Source organism: Flavobacterium sp. FlaQc-48 (assembly GCF_044007335.1).
In the GTDB taxonomy this organism is placed as follows: Bacteria; Bacteroidota; Bacteroidia; order Flavobacteriales; family Flavobacteriaceae; genus Flavobacterium.
Genome location: NZ_JBIPCR010000012.1, coordinates 1 through 18372, shown reverse-complemented (window position 1 = coordinate 18372; position 18372 = coordinate 1). Strand labels below are relative to the sequence as shown.

Below are 18372 nucleotides of genomic sequence, written 5' to 3'. Positions count from 1 at the left end.
GAAATAAAATATTTTTCTGAAGTTTATAATTTAACTTCTTCAAAAACGTTTTATACTGAAGCTTTTTTGATCCAAATATTTTTTAAAGCCTACTTTTATTCCTGCGTTGTTAGTGGGGCTAGTAATAAAATTTATAACTTTACGACATTAAACATCCTACTACAATGAAGATTCTAAAATATTTATTCCTTTTATTATTATTAAGCTTAGTTGCTCTTACTGTTTTTGTTGCTACTCAAAAAGGAATTTTCTCTATTGAAAGAAGCAAAGTGATTAATTCACCTAAAGCGACAGTATACAACTATGTAAATGATTTTAGAAATTATGAAGATTTTGAATCCTGGTCTGTCGAAGATCCGTCCATAAAAATGACATTCCCAAACAAAACCATTGGCAACGGTGCTTCATTTTATTGGGCCGGAGCCAAAGGAAACGGAAATGCTATTACATTAAAAACGAAAGATGGAGAAAGTATTCATCAAAAAATAAAATATAACGGAACAGAAGCGGATGTAAACTGGACGTTTAAAGACACTCTTGCAGGAAAAACAAAAGTAACCTGGAAAGCATCCGGAACCATGAGTTTTTTGTTTAAAGTCTATACTGCTTTAAACGGCGGATCGGATAAAGTTATTGGAACTATCTACGAAAAAAGCCTTGCTAATATTGACAAAAATTTAGATTACGAAACTAAAACTTATGCCGTTCAGGTAAATGGCCTGGTCAAGAAAACTGAAACTCCTTACATTAAACAAACCTTTACAAGCGAAATTTCGAAAATAGCTAAAAATGCAAAAATTGTAATTCCAAAACTTATTGAGTTTAGCAAAAATAATGGATTAGACACCAATGGAAAACCTTTTATAATTTATCACACTTACGACACCACAACCGGATTAGCCAAAATTTCGATCTGTTTGCCTGCCAATAAAGAAATCATGACCACTTCAGGAAGTGATATTTCGGGCGGAACCCTAAACGGTTTCGAAGCAGTTAAAACAACTTTAAAAGGAGACTACACCCATATCAATGAAGCCATTGCCAAAACAACAGCTTTTATAAACAAAGAAAAAATTACCCCGGATTTAAGCTGGTCTCACCTGGAGATTTTAGCAATTAACAAATTAGACGTTAAAAGTCCTTCGAAGTTAATGACAGAAATTTATTTCCCGACAAAACCCAAAGTAATTCCGGTTGCAAAAGAGCCTGTTTATAAACCAGCAGCCGAAACTGATGCATCGCAGCCTGCAGAAGCTCCAAAAACAACACCAAAACCAACCCCAAAACCAGCACCTAAGCCAACCCAAAAAACTACAGAGGAAGAGCAATCAGAATTCTAAAACAAGAACTGATTAAACCTTTTACATAAAATTCATTCTAACAAGATAAATAGGGAAATTTGACAGAGGAGAAGGAATTTATACAACAGTTATTAAATCCTCAAACGCAAAATACGGCGTTTCAAAAACTCTTGTCCGACTATCAAAAACCCTTATATTCTCATATTCGAAACATTGTTCTGAACCATGATGATGCTGATGATGTATTGCAAAATACTTTCATCAAGGTCTTTCAGTATTTAAAAAATTTTAAAGGAGAAAGTAAACTTTTTTCCTGGATGTACAGAATTGCAACTAATGAAGCTTTGACTTTTCTTAATCAAAAAGCAAAATTAAACGGAATATCATCTGAGGCCTTACAAAATAAAACGATCGATAATTTAAAAGCCGATACTTATTTTGACGGTGATGAAATCCAGATAAAATTACAAAGAGCAATCGTGACATTACCGGAAAAACAACAATTAGTCTTTAAAATGAAATACTTTCAGGAATTAAAATATGAAGAAATTGCTGAGATTCTGGGAACTTCAGTTGGTGCTTTAAAAGCATCTTATCATCATGCGGTAAAAAAAATTGAAATATATGTTACATCAAATTAAACCTTTTGTTATAAAATATATCTTATAGACATTATGAAAGCATTTAAACTAGAAAACGAGCCAAAAATAACAACCGGATTTAAAACTCCGGAACACTATTTTGATGATTTTTCGACAAAAGTTCTACAACAGATAAACGAAAAAAAAGAAGTAAAGGTCATTCCGATTTACAAACGTAAAAAAGTATTATCTATCGTTGCCGCTGCAGTAGTTGTTCTTGCCTTTACGATTCCAATAGTAAGCAATTATAACGCTGCTTCTAAAGATTTTGATGAAGACACTCTGGAAACCTATTTATCTTATCAGTCGAATTTAAATCAAGACGATCTGATCCAGAATTTAGATACGAAAGACATTCAGCAGCTAAGCAAAAATGTTGCCATCGAAAATGAAACCCTTGAGGACATTTTAGCAAGCAATCCAAATATTGAACACTTAATTTCAGAATAAAATAACTTAAAAGATGAAAATCAAAAACATACTTCCGATAATTTTGTTTCTGGTGAGTTTTTCATTTTATGCACAAGGTGGCAAAAATGATGAAAAACGCGAAAAAATAAAAGCTTACAAAGTTTCATTTTTAACCACTGAGCTTGAACTGACACCTACAGAAGCTGAAAAATTCTGGCCAGTTTACAATGCTTATGACGACAAACAATTCGAATTAAGACATTTGAAAATGAAAACGTATATGCACAAACTGGATGATGACAACATCAGTTCCATGTCAGAAAAAGATGCTACTGCACTTCTTTCTCAAATGGAAAGTACAGATAAAGAATTATACCTTTTACGTGATAAGTATATGACCAATTTAAAGAAGATACTTTCACCAAAAAAAATACTGAAACTTAAAAAATCAGAAGACGATTTTAGTCGTAAATTATTGCAGCAATATCGCGATAAAGCAGGAAAAGACTAAAATAAATTTACAGAACAACAGCGGCAGGAACCCTATATAATAATACTTACTTTATTATTTAGGGTTCTTGTTATTTAAAGCGAATTCGGATTACTTTATTATGACCAGCAGCTATAGCGGTATTTCTGTTAACAAAACGAATTGTAAAAAGTTTTGAATCCGTTGATAATTGTGTCCAGTTTTCACCACCATTTTGAGAATACTGAATCCCTTCAGAACCCACACAAATAATTTCTCTGCCATTTCCTCCCGGAACATACTGAACACATGACGCGTATCCAAATCCCATATCCTGGCCTATTAATTTCCAGGTGTTTCCTCCATCTGTGGTAAAAGCTTTATTATCTGATTTTTTGTTTGGCAGTTCATAATTACCACCCGCAATAAACCCGTGTTTATTATCGTAAAAATCCGCTGTAAAAATACCCGTCATTGTATTCCCCTGAACAATAGGAGTTTCAACCACTTTCCATGTTTTTCCTTTATCAGGAGAATAAAAAACACGTGCTTTTTTTCCTCCGGACACTAACCAGGTATCATTTCCTTTAATAACAATATTGGTATTACTGGCTGCAAAAGCAGCTTCGCCTGTGGAGTTTGTAGGCAGTTTATCAGATAATAATTTTGTCCAGTTTTCTCCCCCGTCTCGTGTAACGATTATAGAAAAAGTATCTTCAGTAGGATCACCAATTGCAATTCCTTCCTTATCATTCCAAAATTGCATGCTGTCATAAAAAACCTTCTCATTTACTTCTTTGTAAACTAATTTAACTTTTTGTGTTTTTTTAGAAACAGAATACAAAAGTGCAGGATTTCCTACGCTTAAAAGAAATACATTTTGAGAATTCTGAGCAATGCTTCTAAATTCTAATTTTAAGGTATCGCGATAAATATGATCTTCAAATTTTTCTTTTTTATCTAAATCATAATAGCCAAAGCGAGAATTATCAGCCCCGTACCAAATTTTATTTTTATCAATTGAGATCGCTCTAATACTAATTTTATCCTGAAATAAAGTATCGATTTGTATTGATGTAAAACCACTAAAAAATGCCTTTTTATCATTATAATTCAACGTTTTAAAAGACATAAATAAAATAAAAACACCCAAAAACAAAACTACTTTTCTCATATAAATTAAAATTTGTTTGATGCTAAAATACAATTATTTACAACATCTCAAATAAGTTTTATTTTTTTTGAGAAGTAATAATTTTTAGGGCTCTATTTTATATAATCAATATCAAAATTAGCAACCCGAAACCTAAATACCTGAAAACGTAAATCTTACATAACACAAAACTACAAATATAATTTGTGGCACAGTAATTGGATATCTCACAACATTAATCTTTAATATGATTTTATCATGAAAACTAAATTACTTCTAATAGCGTTTGCAGCCGTAGTTTTTGGTTCTTGTTCTGTACAAAGTCAAACTACCGTTTACGCAAAAAACTCTGACATAAGCGACAACTTAGATCTTAGAGCGGTTGCCTCTATGTTTGGAGAATCTTCTAACTTACAGGATTTTGAAAGACGTCTAAACGATCCTAAATATCAAATATCAAATCTTGACTTAAATGGTGATGACGAGGTGGATTACCTGCGCGTAATTGAGTCTGTTGAAAACAGAACCCACGTTGTAATTATTCAGGCGGTTCTGGATCGTGATGTTTATCAGGACGTTGCCACAATTGATATTGAAAGAGACAATTACAACAAAGTAAGTGTACAAGTAGTGGGTAACAGCTATTTATATGGTGCCAACTATATTTACGAGCCTGTTTATAGTGTAGTTCCGGTAATTTATTCTTCATTCTGGGTAACGAATTACAGACCTTACTATTCTACCTGGGGATGGAATTACTACCCTACTTATTACACAGCCTGGAATCCATATCCTGTTTACAGATACAGAAACAATATCAATGTTTGCATCAATGTAAACAATCATTATAACTATGTAAGTACAAGAAGAAGTTACAGAGCTCCGGTTTTATACGAATCAAGACGTACTTACGGTTATGAAAGCAGACGTCCTGACTACAGTTTTGCTCAGAGACACTCTAATGTAAGCAACAGATATGATTTAGACCAAAGACGTATTGCCAGCAGAGATGCAGGAAGAACTTCAAATACTTACAATATAAACAGACAAAATTCAGGAAGAGTTTCTACAAATGAAAATAGAACTCCCGATAGAAATTATTCTGAAAACAGAACTAATCCAAATAGGGATTATAATACAAATCGTACAACAGCTACAAGCAGAGACAATTCGGCTACAGTAAATAATCCGGTACGAGTAGATAATACTCCCAGAACAGAAAACAGAAGAGATTACGGTCAAAATAATGCCAATGTTTCAAGAGGAAATTCGCAAGGTAACATGAATACCAACAGAAATTCTGCAAATCAAAGAACAGAAGCACCCCGAAATTACTCTGAAAACAGAGGGGGTTCAGAAAGCAGAGCAAACACTTCGAGATCACAAAACACACAACGTTCTGAATCGCCCCGAGCAAGTCAGGAATCAAGAAGCAGCCAGCCACAAAGAGAAAGCAGCTCTGGTTCAAGAGGCAATGGAGGCAGAAGAGGCTAATATTAAAATCATAACTATCAATAAAAATTTAAAGCACAATTTAACGATTGTGCTTTTTTTTATCTTTTTAATTATAATTGACGCTAATTTGTTTTAAAACAGTAAATTTGCAACCGTCTTTTATAAAAACATACATGAGCGCATCGCATAAAAACTTACATAGTAAGTTGTCTATAGGGGGTTTATTGATAACATTGGGAATTATTTATGGAGATATAGGAACTTCTCCGTTATATGTAATGAAAGCCATTCTTGGTGAGTATGCCATAAATTCTGATATTGTTTTAGGTGGGATTTCCTGTGTTTTTTGGACTTTGACTTTACAAACTACCATCAAATATGTTCTTATTACCTTAAGTGCTGATAATCATGGCGAAGGCGGTATTTTTGCCTTATATGCCCTGGTTAAAAAAACTAAAATTCAATGGCTCATTGTACCTGCTATTATTGGAGGAAGTGCTTTGTTAGCCGATGGGATTATAACACCTCCCATTTCAATTTCATCTGCAGTAGAAGGGATCAGGGCGTTTTATCCTACTATGGAAACCGAGACCATTGTTTATATTGTTATTGGAATTCTATTCGTTTTATTTACCATACAACAATTTGGAACCAAGCTAGTTGGGAAATTTTTCGCTCCCATGATGCTAATCTGGTTTGCCATGTTGGGAACTTTAGGGGCTATTCAGATAATGACCCATCCCGAAGTTATAAAAGCGGTAAATCCATATTACGCGTATCATTTATTATCTATTCATCCTGACGGATTCTTTGTATTGGGGTTTGTATTTTTGTGTACTACAGGTGCCGAAGCGTTATACTCTGACATGGGACACTGTGGTAGAAAAAACATTAGGATCAGCTGGATTTTTGTAAAAACAACCTTAGTATTAAACTACTTTGGTCAGGCTGCTTACTTAATTCATCACGAAGGAAGTACACTACAACAATTAGGCGGAGAAAACGGAAATCCTTTTTACCTCATCATGCCACACTGGTTTCTTCCTTTCGGAATTGTAGTAGCAACTTTAGCAGCCGTAATTGCGTCTCAAGCCCTTATTAGTGGGTCTTTTACTTTGATAAATGAGGCAATGCGATTGAATTTCTGGCCAAAAGTAAAAATCAAATATCCTACAGAAGTAAAAGGACAATTATACATTCCATCTATAAACTGGTTGTTGTTTTTTGGTTGTGTTGGTATCGTTTTACATTTTGAAAAATCAGGAAATATGGAGCATGCCTATGGTCTTGCCATTATTTTATGTATGATCATGACTACTATTTTACTTAATTATTATTTGATAATGAAAAGAGTAAAACTGTATTTGATGGTTCCACTTATAACCACTTATTTGTTAATCGAATTTAGTTTCTTAATTGCAAATATTACCAAATTTGCCGAAGGTGGTTATGTAACGTTAATTATTGCGGCTTTACTGATCTCCATAATGACAATTTGGTACCTGGCTAAGAAAATCAATAAAAGCTATACTAAAATCATCAAAATTGACGATTATAAGAAAGTGCTCATGGAATTGAGTGAAGACTTATCGATTCCTAAATACGCAACACACTTGGTTTATATGACCAATGCAAATCGCGTTGATGAATTAGAAGAAAAAGTAATTTACTCTATCTTGCAAAAACGTCCAAAAAGAGCTGACATCTATTGGTTTGTACACGTTAACATTCTTACTGAACCTTATAAAACACAATATAAAGTTACCGAGATTGCGAAAGACGATATTTACAGAATCGATTTTAATTTAGGATTCAGAGAACCTACCAAAATCAATTTAATGTTTAGAGAAGTAATTCGTGACATGGTAAAACGTGGTGAAGTTGATATTACGAGCCGTTACGAATCATTGAACAAAAACAATATTATTGGTGATTTCAAATTCGTATTGTCTGAAAAATTCCTATCTAATGATAATGATTTAAGATGGCACGAAAATATTATCATGAATTCTTATTTCTTCATCAAGAAACTAAGTTTATCCGAAGAAAGAGCATTTGGTTTAGACAGCAGCTCGGTAAAAATTGAAAAATTCCCAATGGTGCTTCATGCTCCGGAAAACATCGGACTGACCCGAATCACGAAATAAATCATTTCTACAATACATCTCAAAACACTCTTTTAAATTTTATTAGAGTGTTTTTTTTTCTTTTAAAAGAAGTTAAAATAACAATCCTAATTAAAAATTTAACTTTCAATCAATTAATAGTACCTTTGCAACTCAAATAATAAAAATGAGATTACACAGAAATTTAGTTTATACTACCATCGATTCCTTAAATGCCATTTTCAATGAAGGAGAATATGCAGACAAAGTGGTAGCTAGAGCCTTAAAAAAAGACAAACGTTGGGGAAGTTCTGACAGGAAGTTTGTTGCTGAAACGATATACGAAATTGTTCGTTGGAAACGATTATATGCAGAAATTGCCGAAGTAAAAGAGCCTTTCGACAGAGATAATTTATGGAGAATGTTTGCCGTTTGGGCTGTTTTAAGAGGATATCCAATTCCGGACTGGAGACAATTGGAAGGAACTCCTGAAAGAAAAATAAAAGGACGTTTTGATGAACTTTCTAAAATTAGAGCCTTAAAAGAATCTATTCCGGACTGGATGGATGAATTGGGTGTAAAAGAATTAGGCGAAAAAGTCTGGTCTACAGAAATTGCAGCCCAAAACCAGCCTGCTAAAGTTATTTTAAGAACTAATACACTTAAAGGAACCAAGGAAAGCCTGAGAAACACTTTGATGGATTTAAATATCGAAACAGAATATTTAAAAGATCAGCCGGAAGCTTTGGTGCTAAAAGAAAGAGCCAATGTGTTTTTAACAGACGCTTTTAAACAAGGCCTTTTTGAAGTGCAGGACGCAAATTCACAATTGGTTGCTGGTTTCCTAGATGTAAAACCAGGAATGCGTGTAGTAGATACTTGCGCCGGTGCCGGAGGAAAAACTTTGCACATTGCCTCTTTAATGGAAAACAAAGGACAATTGATTGCAATGGATTTGTATGAAAGCAAACTAAAACAATTAAAATTAAGAGCAAAAAGAAATGGTGCTTTTAATATTGAATATCGTATTATTGACACCACAAAAGTGATCAAAAAACTGCACGAAAAAGCAGATCGTGTTTTAATTGATGCACCTTGTAGCGGTTTAGGGGTTTTAAAAAGAAATCCTGATGCAAAATGGAAATTAAAACCGGAATTTATTGATAACATCCGTAAAGTTCAGGCAGAAGTTTTAGAAAGTTATTCTAAAATTGTAAAACCAGGCGGAAAATTAGTGTATGCTACATGTTCCGTTTTACCATCAGAAAATCAGGAACAAGTAGAGAAGTTCCTGAAAACTGAAATCGGAAAGCAATTTACTTTTATAAAAGATCGTAAGATCCTGGCTTCAGAGTCAGGTTTTGATGGATTTTATATGGCGTTATTAGAACGTAAAGAATCGATTTAAATTCCAAATTTTTTAAAATTCCAAATTCCAATTTTACCTTTGGAATTTGGAATTTTTATTTTTCGGCTTTTCCTAAACTAAGCTCGGCTTACGCAATAATTTTCCGTTTTCGTTTTCTTTGAATTTCGGAACAAAAACAATTTCCTTTGGTTTTTCGTATTTTCCTAAAACATCAAAAAAATCAGGAGCAAATTCCCGCTTTTCTCCTTCGATAACTAAAATCAGTTTTTCTCCTAAAACAGTGTCCGGAACCCCGGTTACAAAAAACCGGTTACTGATTTTATCAATCAATTTTGCTTCTATTTGTTCCGGAATAAGCTTTACCCCTCCACTATTAATCACATTATCAATTCTTCCCAGAAAAATAAACTGGTTATCATTTATCAATTCGACCAAATCGTTCGTTACAATTGGTTCATCAGACACAGAAGCCAAATTAATAACCAAACAATCCCGATCATCTTTTGAAATTTTTACATTCGGCAAAATCGAAAAAGCCTTCTCTCCCACTCTTTTTGCAGCGATATGAGTAATGGTTTCCGTCATACCATACGTTTCGTAAATTTCAGTTTTTAAGGGCAAAAGTTTTTCTTCGAGAGCACTGTCTATTTTAGCTCCCCCGATAATTAGTTTTTTGATATTTATAAGCTTTTCGATAGAGTTCTGAACCTGTACAGGAACCATAGCTACAAAATCATATTGCGTTTTATTATACAAAAGCGGTGCTGTACTTGGCGATACGACATCAATATCCAAGCCTAAAATCAGGCTTCGGACAAGCATCATTTTACCTGCTATAAATTGCGTTGGCAAACACAATAAAGCCCTGTTGCCCGGTTCTAAACCAAAGAAATCTCCAGTTGCTAATGCAGACTGAATCATGGCTTGCTTTTCTAACCGAACTACTTTAGGAAGTCCCGTCGTACCGGAAGTTGTCATTTCGATATATTCCTTATCATCGAACCAATCCAGTAAAAACTCTCCGATTGCCCTTTCGTAAACATCTCCTTCCTTGATATAGCTATATCCTACCTGACATAAATCTTTTCCGCTTAAATGATAACCATTTAACTTAAAATAATTATGGACATTTTTATGTGTTAATTTTGACATGAATTTATTAATTTGAAGATTCTACAACATTTATTTTACCTGCTAATTTTTCTTTCCAATTACTCCAGTTGTATTTTTTACTAAAGATAAAAAGCAAAATAGGATAAATTACGACTATAGGCAAAATGACATCAAAACCGGCAGATGGTTCTGACATATCTTTAAAAACAGAATGCGTTTGAAAAACAGACCAATCTGAAGTGACCAGTAAAGCACCTATCAGGTTATTTGCGGCATGAAAACCCAGAGCCAGTTCCATGCCTTCATCCATCAGCGTTATAATCCCTAAAAACAGACCGGTTCCTATATAATACACCATGATGATATACCCCATTTTTGCTACTTCCGGATTAAAAACATGCATCGAGCCAAATATAAGTGAGGTCATCATTAAAGGAAACCACCTGTTTTGGGCCAAATTAGCAAATCCCTGCATCAAATATCCTCTAAAAACATATTCTTCGGTACTGGTTTGTACAGGTATCAGTATCGATCCCACAAAAACCAAAATCAAAAAAGGAACTAATTTAAAATTCCACACAAAATTTTCAGGAGATTTTAAATACACTACCCAAAAACTTAAAACAGAAAATAAAGACCATAAAAAAAATGAAAACAAAATACGGCTCCAATCTATTTTCTTTCTGGATGTCGTAACGGATAAGATGGTTTGATGATGCAGATACTTCACCACAAAATAAATTCCGGCAAAGGCAAATGCAAACGAAATCATGACCAAAAACAAAGTAAGATTTGGTTCAAATATCTTCATTATAGCAGCATTATCTGTTGGAAAAGCTTCTTTAGCACTATAACTTTTATAGAGCACTGCAACTGAAAAAGGAATTTGACCAATAAAAGAAGCGATGATAATCAGTACTGATCCTAAAAGATACAACCAGAATTTATTCTGAGGTTTGATTCCTTGTTCTAAAAACATACATAATAATTTTAAAATGAGAATTTGTTTTAATAAGTAAAGCTTATTTTTGGTCTTGCTAAAATACCTAATTTTCAGCTCAATTATCTTACAACTTTTTAAATATAATCAGAATGATACAAATTTATCATAATCCGCGTTGTGGAAAATCAAGAACCTGTCTGGCATTTATAGAACAATCGAAACAGGAATATGAGATTATTCAATACCTAACAGCAACCCCAAGTTTTGATGAACTAAAAGTTTTGCTTGAAAAGCTAAACCTGCAGCCTATTCAATTAGTGCGAATTAAGGAAAAAATATGGATTGACAATTTCAAAGGAAAAACATTGAATAACGAACAAATTATTCAGGCTATGGCAGATCATCCTATTTTGATTGAGCGTCCCATTGTCGTAAAAAACGGACAGGCAATTATTGGGCGTGATATCGATTTGGTTGCCTCTTTTTTAGACTGATTATAAAGTATCAAATTAACATTATTTTGTGAGTAACCTCTTTAAACCAAAAGCTAAATTTGCCGTCTAAAGAGCAATTGAAACCAAAATAAACAATGAAAAAAATCAAATTTGCTGTATTACTTGTACTTTTATTTACGGGTTTTTACAACTATGCACAACAAGGACCACCGGCCCAAAATAAAGTAAAAGTTACAGGGAAAGTTTTCGAAAAAATAAGCAAACAACCTCTTGAATATGCCACTATTTCAATTACTGCCCCAAATGACACTAAAGTCATTGCAGGCGGGATCACTAATCCAAAAGGTGAATTTGACGTAGCCGTTGCTCCGGGAACTTATGACATTAAAGTTGAATTTATTTCGTTTAAACCAACTGAAATCAAAGGAAGAAAAATTCAGGGCGATACTAATTTAGGAGTTGTAAACCTATCTGAAGATGCTGCACAATTAAATGAAGTTGTGATTCGTGCCGAAAAATCGACCGTAGAAATAAAACTGGACAAAAAAGTATACAATGTTGGGCAGGATATGATGGTAAAAGGCGGAACAGTAAGTGACGTTTTAGACAATGTACCTTCTGTTTCTGTTGATACCGAAGGAAATGTAAGTTTAAGAGGAAGTGATAACATCAGAATCTTAATCGACGGAAGACCTTCAAATGCTATAAATGTTGCTGAAGCCTTACGCCAGCTTCCTGCCGATGCTATTGATAAAGTAGAAGTAATTACAAACCCCTCTGCACGTTATGACGCCGAAGGAGGTTCAGGAATCATCAACATCATTCTTAAAAAAGGAAAAAATCAGGGTTTAAACGGAACTTTCATTGCCTCTACAGGACTTCCTGAAACGTATGGTTTAAGCGCAAACCTGAACTATAAAACAGAGAAATTCAACTATTTCACCACTGCAGGATACAACCACAGAACAAGTGAAGGAGCCGGTTTAACCAATTCTCAGTATTTTAATGCTGATGGTACGACTAAAAATTTCCTTGACGAAGACCGTGACACAAAAAGGACTTCAGACGGATTTAACGGAAGAGCCGGTATAGAGTGGACTGTTGCCCCCAATACTTTTTGGACTAACGCAATTAACTATCAAAAAAGTACAGGTGACACCAGGGATTTAATTAACTACAATAATTTTGATGCTGCCCACGCTTACACAGGTTCTACTTATCGTTTAAACAACGGAGATACCGGAAGCGAAAATGTGGAGTATACCTCAAATTTAATCAAGAATTTCAACGATAAAGGTCACAAATTAACTGCTGATTTATCGGTTTCAAGAAATACAGACGACAGCAACAGCCTTATTACAGGTTCTGACAGTTTTAACAATACACTAAACAATCAGGTTCAGAAACAAGTACAAGTACAGGCTGATTATGTTTTACCATTAGGCAAAGGAAGTCAGTTTGAAGCCGGGTACAAAGGAAGTTTTGGTGATTTAAACAACAGATATTACGTCCTTGATGACCAAGGCGCAACAATCCCCAGTTTATCCAATACTCTGGAATACAAAGAAAACATTAATGCGTTATACACGCAATACGGCTTTAAAGTAAATAAGTTCTCTTATTTATTTGGCTTACGTTGGGAAGACACCAACATTCAGGTAAACTTATTAGACACAAAAGATTTCAATACTAAAAAGTACAACAACTTATTTCCAAGTGCATTTATTAGTTATGAAATTTCAGATCAGAGTAATTTTACAGCAAGTTATAGCAAGCGTTTATCAAGACCAAGAGGGCGTTTCATGAATCCGGCGGTAAATTACTCCAGCAACATTAACATCTTTCAGGGAAACCCTGACTTAGACCCCTCTTTAACAGATAAATACGATATCGGATACATCAAACGTTGGGATAAAGTAACCTTTAATACCTCAGCTTATTTTGAAGATACTAAAGATGTCTTCAGCTTTGTGAGATCTCCTACAGGTGATAATGTAAACGGTATTCCTGTTATTTTAAGCCGACCTATTAACTTAGGAAAAGAACAAAAATTTGGTTTTGAATTTACCATAAATTATACCCCTTTCAAATGGTGGAAAGTAAACAGTAACTTCAATCTTTACAATGTAAAAACAACCGGAGAAAACAGTTATACAGATGCAAATGGTGATTTAGTAGTACAAAACCTTGACAATCAAGCAAATTCATGGTTTGCAAGAATCAACTCAAAAGTTACTTTACCATACAAAATCGACTGGCAATTAACCGCCATGTATAATGGAGAACAAAAAACGGCACAAGGTAAGAACTTAGGTCAGTTTGGTATGAATACTGCTTTAAGCAAAGATGTTTTAAAAGACAAAGCTACCATTGCATTCAATATTAGTGACGTTTTCAATTCCAGAATCATGAAGTCGTATACTTATCTTGAAAACCAAACATCATACGGCGAAATGCAATTTCGTAAACGTCAATTCAATTTATCATTTACTTACCGTTTCAACAAAGCAAAAGGTGAAAGAGACAAGAATGCAGCACCTAAAAATGATGGCGGAGGCGATGGCGGAGGAGAGTTTCCCGGATAACATAGGTTAAAATCCAAATTAAAAAAATCCGAATCCCAATTTTATAAATGTCATTTATCAGTACATTTATAAAATTGGGATTTGGATTTTTTTGCAATAAAAAAAAGGACTCGTTTTCACGGGTCCTTTTTTATCGAAATCAATTAATTAATATTTAACTGATTGTTCTTGTCTTTTCTTTGCTCTTTTCTCTTTGAACAATTCCCAGCTAGCTCCCGTAACCCAGTAAGATACGAAACCAACTAAGAAAAACATCAACCAAAACCCTATAGTTAGTATGGTCAAGAAAAGTAAAAAACCTAAGTACTGTGAAAATTCAAACATGTTTTCCGGAATTTTTGAATGTAAGGACAAATGTAAGTTTTATATTTTTCGTTAGCAATAAAATCGAAATCAATTTTCATGAAATAACTTTTATACGTATATTTATACTCATTTTAAATAAGCTGTTTTTCTTTGCCGTTGCCCCATTTAAACAGAAGAAGTTCAAATACAAGAACATAAGTATTTTCAGGAGTTATTTCCTGCTGTACACTGTATCTTTTATGGTGGAGCCCACCACAAAAAGATGCCGTTTCCATCAGGGATGGGGAAACCGTTTTCAAAAGAAGTTTAGTTTAAATGCATTTTTATAAACAACCTATTTTACAAACAAAATGAAATACCGTATAGAAAAAGACACCATGGGCGAAGTTCAGGTCCCGGCCGATAAATATTGGGGTGCCCAAACAGAACGTTCAAGAAACAACTTCAAAATCGGAGCTTCGGCTTCTATGCCACAGGAAATCATTGAAGGTTTTGCCTATCTAAAAAAAGCTGCAGCCTATGCAAATTATGATTTAGGCGTTTTACCAATAGAAAAAAGAGATGCAATCGCAGCTGTTTGCGATGAAATATTAGAAGGAAAATTAGACGATCAATTTCCGCTCGTTATCTGGCAAACAGGTTCCGGAACACAAAGCAACATGAACGTCAATGAAGTTATTGCTAATCGCGCACAAGTTTTGAAAGGATTCGAAATTGGTGAAGGGGAACAATTTATAAAAGCAAATGATGATGTTAATAAATCTCAATCATCAAATGATACCTTTCCCACCGGAATGCATATTGCAGCTTACAAAATGGTCCTCGAAACTACCATTCCGGGAGTTGAAAAACTTCATGCAACTTTGGTAAAAAAAGCAGCTGAATTTGCAACCGTTGTAAAAATTGGACGTACACATCTTATGGATGCAACCCCTTTAACATTAGGACAGGAAATTTCAGGATACGCTGCTCAATTATCTTTTGGATTAAAAGCATTAAAAAACACCCTGGCTCATTTATCTGAAATCGCTTTAGGCGGAACAGCAGTGGGGACCGGATTGAACACTCCAAAAGGATACGACGTAAAAGTTGCCGAATATATTGCCAAATTTACCAACCATCCCTTTGTTACTGCCGAAAATAAATTTGAAGCACTGGCAGCACATGATGCTATTGTTGAAACGCATGGTGCATTAAAACAATTGGCTGTTTCTTTAAACAAAATAGCAAACGATATCAGAATGCTGGCATCGGGTCCTCGTTCCGGAATTGGGGAAATTCATATTCCTGAGAACGAACCGGGGTCGTCTATCATGCCGGGGAAAGTAAATCCAACGCAATGTGAAGCATTAACAATGGTTTGTGCACAGGTTATAGGAAACGACATGGCCATTGCTGTGGGCGGAATGCAGGGACATTATGAACTGAACGTTTTTAAACCGGTTATGGCAGCCAATTTTCTACAATCGGCCCGTTTAATTGGTGATGCCTGTGTTTCATTCGACGAGCACTGTGCCCAGGGAATTGAACCAAACTACAAACGTATCAAAGAATTAGTAGACAATTCATTGATGCTAGTAACAGCTTTAAATACTAAAATTGGCTATTATAAAGCAGCCGAAATCGCTCAAACCGCTCACAAAAACGGAACAACCCTAAAAGAAGAAGCCGTTCGTTTAGGATATGTAACTCCGGAAGATTTTGATGCCTGGGTAAAACCGGAGGAAATGGTGTAAACGGGTTTCAGGTTTCAGGTTTCAGGTTTCAGGTTTCAGGTTTCAGGTTTCAGGTTTCAGGTTTCAGGTTTCAGGTTTCAGGTTTCAGGTTTCAGGTTTCAGGTTTCAGGTTTCAGGTTTCAGGTTTCAGGTTTCAAAATCGGAATCTAAGATTCCGATTTTGAAACCTGAAACAAGTTCTAAACCCAATCGATAAAAATAAACACCTAAAAAACAGCACTTTAAAATTTAATGTCGTTTCCCATTATAACAAAACCAGGTGAATCATCATTTGTAGTAATTTTCTTATTATATTGATTATCAACAGTATACCTTTAAAAAATAGCTTATTCTGTTACTTTAAAAACGTTTAGTGACACAAAAAAAACAAGTCTCCATATACATTTGTCTATTTAAATAAAGTGTCAAATTTTAGAACAATTAGCTTAAAAGAAGATTACAAATACTAACCTTAATAATTATGAAAAGTTTAAAAAATGTACCACAAATCATTTTAAATGCAAAAAATATCGGGCATCCAATTGACTTTAAATGGACCAGAAAAAAAATGAATTTAATCTTAGATCCTTTAGAAGGAAATGAAGAATTAGAAACTATATTGTCAGGCATTAACCATAAAGCTTCTGTGGGGCTTACAGCAGCATTACTCGAATGGATTTACTGGCGATTTACAGGATATACCACAAGTGTAAACGATACAGAAAAACGTATTGAAGCACTTTGGTGTTCTATCGAAAATCCGGAGCAAACAGATCCTTTAGTGTTTGATCTCGATTTTGAAATTCCGGCTTCTGGCCATATAAACGGACCACTATGGGTTGCGCTGATGAATGTGAGAATGATCGACATACGATATCGCAAAGGATCGTTCTATTTGCAAAATGAACTTGTGGGACTGGTATTGCTGGCACGCCATATTACCCCAAAGAAAAGCATCTTTGATAAATGGTTCAGCAACGTCACTACAGAATTAAGCCGTCTATACCCTTGTACATACAATTATACAAATCTGGACGAAACAGATGAAGCTATCTACGATTCATCAAATGAAGCTATAATCTGTCGTGATTTTTTCTTTGATTCTGAATTTCAATATACAATTGAAGCATCAAAAACTGCGATACATCGTTTTATTGAAAATTTAGACCATAAAGCAAATCCATTTTTACATCTGACACAAAAAGCATCTTAAAGACATGATAAATGTACAAGTTGTAAAATGTAAATACCGTCAACGAACTTTTTTTATTACGTAATGAAAGAAGAAGACTTCGTTATAAGGAAAAAAGTTAAATTTTTATTATGGTTGAGTGTCCCTTCTGTGGGCTCTCAACCAAATAAGAAGCCGAAAATAAAGAAGTTAAACGGATACAGTCAGCAATCAAAAATGAAGATAAAAATTATGAAAAATTAATTGAATCTGAACCACTTGATAAAAACAAAAGCTTCATTCGGGGATGAAACTTATATTGAAGGCAAATCATTTTTTGTGATTGTCCAAGAAGGTATTTTAATCTGAATAAATTTCAAACTAATAAACTTCACAGTTTAATTGATTACACAACTATGAAGTTCATTTTTTTTTAGAATAGTAAAACTTTCAATGATTTAAAATAAAAAAATGGCAAAAAAAAGAAAACATCAGGTAAAAATTGGAGACGTATATGCTGTACCATTAGACACTTTAAACCTTCGATATGGTTATGTACGAATGTATCGTGATCCTAATATCGCTATTTTGGCAGTTACGTCAAGGAACCAAATTTTATCATTAGAAGAAATTAAAAAGTATCCAATTGTACTTGATGCATTCGCTTTGAGGACTTCAATTGAAAAAGGATTATGGCCATTAATTGGAAATATTCCCTTTGAAAATGAAGAAGAAGAATGGCCTGGCCCTCGCAAACAAGTTTCAAAAATACGACCCGATGTTAGAATGGTTGTCTACAAGGGACATTTTATATCTGAAGAAAAATTTGGTGAATATGACAATTTACCTGAATATAAAAAATTAACTGATGAGCATCTTATCGAAGAAATTAACCTAAACCCAACGCTATATCATCATATCGAAAAATAAAAAAAATAAAAAATGACCAAGAAAAGAAAACATCAGGTAAAAATTGGAGACGTATATGCCGTACCATTAGACACTTTAAACCAGCGATATGGTTATGTAAGAATGTATCACGATCCGGATATAGCTATTTTGGCAGTTACGTCAAGGAACCAAATTTTATCATTAGAAGAAATTAAAAAGTATCCAATTGTACTTGATGCATTCGCTTTGAGGACTTCAATTGAAAAAGGATTATGGCCATTAATTGGAA

Annotated in this window: 16 protein-coding genes; 13 read left to right on the top strand and 3 right to left on the bottom strand. The window is 34.1% G+C overall.

Annotated elements, in window-relative coordinates; genetic code table 11:
• Window positions 1-164 precede the first annotated feature (164 nt).
• From ACHRWY_RS17980 to ACHRWY_RS17965, 4 genes are read left to right on the top strand one after another with little or no spacing between them, the layout of a single operon-like run.
• Window positions 165-1340, top strand: a complete 1176-nt coding sequence (locus ACHRWY_RS17980) for a transcriptional regulator (protein WP_395356526.1) — start codon at window positions 165-167, stop codon at window positions 1338-1340.
• A 59-nt stretch (window positions 1341-1399) separates the two neighbouring features.
• A complete protein-coding gene (locus ACHRWY_RS17975; RefSeq protein WP_395356524.1) occupies window positions 1400-1942 on the top strand; it encodes an RNA polymerase sigma factor in 543 nt (180 codons plus the stop codon).
• 33 nt (window positions 1943-1975) lie between these two features.
• Window positions 1976-2392 carry a hypothetical protein gene (locus ACHRWY_RS17970; RefSeq protein WP_395356523.1) on the top strand — a complete coding sequence of 139 codons (417 nt, stop codon included), beginning with the start codon at window positions 1976-1978 and terminating at the stop codon, window positions 2390-2392.
• 13 nt (window positions 2393-2405) lie between these two features.
• A complete protein-coding gene (locus tag ACHRWY_RS17965) occupies window positions 2406-2864 on the top strand; it encodes a sensor of ECF-type sigma factor (protein ID WP_395356522.1) in 459 nt (152 codons plus the stop codon).
• Window positions 2865-2934: 70 nt separating this feature from the next.
• On the opposite strand, the gene ACHRWY_RS17960 is transcribed toward ACHRWY_RS17965, so the two are convergent.
• Window positions 2935-3996, bottom strand: a complete 1062-nt coding sequence (locus ACHRWY_RS17960; protein WP_395356520.1) for an oxidoreductase — start codon at window positions 3994-3996, stop codon at window positions 2935-2937.
• 237 nt (window positions 3997-4233) lie between these two features.
• Between ACHRWY_RS17960 and ACHRWY_RS17955 the strand changes: the two genes are divergently transcribed.
• The 3 genes from ACHRWY_RS17955 to ACHRWY_RS17945 all read left to right on the top strand — a co-directional run bounded on the left by ACHRWY_RS17955 (window position 4234) and on the right by ACHRWY_RS17945 (window position 8943).
• Window positions 4234-5469, top strand: a complete 1236-nt coding sequence (locus ACHRWY_RS17955) for a hypothetical protein (protein ID WP_395356519.1) — start codon at window positions 4234-4236, stop codon at window positions 5467-5469.
• A 134-nt stretch (window positions 5470-5603) separates the two neighbouring features.
• Window positions 5604-7577 (top strand): KUP/HAK/KT family potassium transporter, encoded by a 1974-nt coding sequence (locus tag ACHRWY_RS17950; RefSeq protein ID WP_395356518.1) that lies wholly within the window; start codon window positions 5604-5606, stop codon window positions 7575-7577.
• Window positions 7578-7722: 145 nt separating this feature from the next.
• A complete protein-coding gene (locus ACHRWY_RS17945) occupies window positions 7723-8943 on the top strand; it encodes an RsmB/NOP family class I SAM-dependent RNA methyltransferase (protein ID WP_395356516.1) in 1221 nt (406 codons plus the stop codon).
• A 72-nt stretch (window positions 8944-9015) separates the two neighbouring features.
• On the opposite strand, the gene ACHRWY_RS17940 is transcribed toward ACHRWY_RS17945, so the two are convergent.
• Together ACHRWY_RS17940 and ACHRWY_RS17935 are read right to left on the bottom strand one after the other, a co-directional pair.
• Window positions 9016-10056 (bottom strand): AMP-binding protein, encoded by a 1041-nt coding sequence (locus tag ACHRWY_RS17940; protein ID WP_395356515.1) that lies wholly within the window; start codon window positions 10054-10056, stop codon window positions 9016-9018.
• 7 nt (window positions 10057-10063) lie between these two features.
• Entirely contained in the window at window positions 10064-10996 is a 933-nt protein-coding gene (locus ACHRWY_RS17935; protein ID WP_395356513.1) for a lysostaphin resistance A-like protein, read from the bottom strand.
• Window positions 10997-11109: 113 nt separating this feature from the next.
• Here ACHRWY_RS17935 and ACHRWY_RS17930 point away from each other — a divergent pair, with 113 nt between their 5' ends.
• From ACHRWY_RS17930 to ACHRWY_RS17905, 6 genes are all read left to right on the top strand, one after another.
• A complete protein-coding gene (locus tag ACHRWY_RS17930; RefSeq protein WP_395356512.1) occupies window positions 11110-11454 on the top strand; it encodes an arsenate reductase family protein in 345 nt (114 codons plus the stop codon).
• A 95-nt stretch (window positions 11455-11549) separates the two neighbouring features.
• On the top strand, window positions 11550-14000 hold the full coding sequence (locus ACHRWY_RS17925; RefSeq protein WP_395356511.1) for a TonB-dependent receptor domain-containing protein: 2451 nt from the start codon (window positions 11550-11552) through the stop codon (window positions 13998-14000).
• Window positions 14001-14656: 656 nt separating this feature from the next.
• Complete coding sequence (gene fumC / locus ACHRWY_RS17920; protein WP_395356510.1) at window positions 14657-16042, top strand: class II fumarate hydratase; 1386 nt, start codon at window positions 14657-14659, stop codon at window positions 16040-16042.
• A 460-nt stretch (window positions 16043-16502) separates the two neighbouring features.
• A complete protein-coding gene (locus ACHRWY_RS17915) occupies window positions 16503-17234 on the top strand; it encodes a hypothetical protein (RefSeq protein WP_395356509.1) in 732 nt (243 codons plus the stop codon).
• A 429-nt stretch (window positions 17235-17663) separates the two neighbouring features.
• A complete protein-coding gene (locus tag ACHRWY_RS17910) occupies window positions 17664-18122 on the top strand; it encodes an Imm26 family immunity protein (RefSeq protein ID WP_395356507.1) in 459 nt (152 codons plus the stop codon).
• Between the two features lie 12 nt (window positions 18123-18134).
• A partial coding sequence (locus ACHRWY_RS17905; RefSeq protein ID WP_395356505.1) for an Imm26 family immunity protein occupies window positions 18135-18372 on the top strand: 238 nt, incomplete at its 3' end.

Excerpts from the sequence above, each read along its gene's own strand:
- ACHRWY_RS17950 (WP_395356518.1), top strand. The coding sequence starts at position 5,604 with ATGAGCGCATCGCATAAAAACTTACATAGTAAGTTGTCTATAGGGGGT.
- ACHRWY_RS17915 (WP_395356509.1), top strand. The coding sequence starts at position 16,503 with ATGAAAAGTTTAAAAAATGTACCACAAATCATTTTAAATGCAAAAAAT.
- fumC (WP_395356510.1), top strand. The coding sequence starts at position 14,657 with ATGAAATACCGTATAGAAAAAGACACCATGGGCGAAGTTCAGGTCCCG.
- ACHRWY_RS17940 (WP_395356515.1), bottom strand. The coding sequence starts at position 10,056 with ATGTCAAAATTAACACATAAAAATGTCCATAATTATTTTAAGTTAAAT.
- ACHRWY_RS17910 (WP_395356507.1), top strand. The coding sequence starts at position 17,664 with ATGGCAAAAAAAAGAAAACATCAGGTAAAAATTGGAGACGTATATGCT.
- ACHRWY_RS17930 (WP_395356512.1), top strand. The coding sequence starts at position 11,110 with ATGATACAAATTTATCATAATCCGCGTTGTGGAAAATCAAGAACCTGT.
- ACHRWY_RS17955 (WP_395356519.1), top strand. The coding sequence starts at position 4,234 with ATGAAAACTAAATTACTTCTAATAGCGTTTGCAGCCGTAGTTTTTGGT.
- ACHRWY_RS17935 (WP_395356513.1), bottom strand. The coding sequence starts at position 10,996 with ATGTTTTTAGAACAAGGAATCAAACCTCAGAATAAATTCTGGTTGTAT.
- ACHRWY_RS17980 (WP_395356526.1), top strand. The coding sequence starts at position 165 with ATGAAGATTCTAAAATATTTATTCCTTTTATTATTATTAAGCTTAGTT.
- ACHRWY_RS17925 (WP_395356511.1), top strand. The coding sequence starts at position 11,550 with ATGAAAAAAATCAAATTTGCTGTATTACTTGTACTTTTATTTACGGGT.
- ACHRWY_RS17945 (WP_395356516.1), top strand. The coding sequence starts at position 7,723 with ATGAGATTACACAGAAATTTAGTTTATACTACCATCGATTCCTTAAAT.
- ACHRWY_RS17960 (WP_395356520.1), bottom strand. The coding sequence starts at position 3,996 with ATGAGAAAAGTAGTTTTGTTTTTGGGTGTTTTTATTTTATTTATGTCT.
- ACHRWY_RS17965 (WP_395356522.1), top strand. The coding sequence starts at position 2,406 with ATGAAAATCAAAAACATACTTCCGATAATTTTGTTTCTGGTGAGTTTT.
- ACHRWY_RS17970 (WP_395356523.1), top strand. The coding sequence starts at position 1,976 with ATGAAAGCATTTAAACTAGAAAACGAGCCAAAAATAACAACCGGATTT.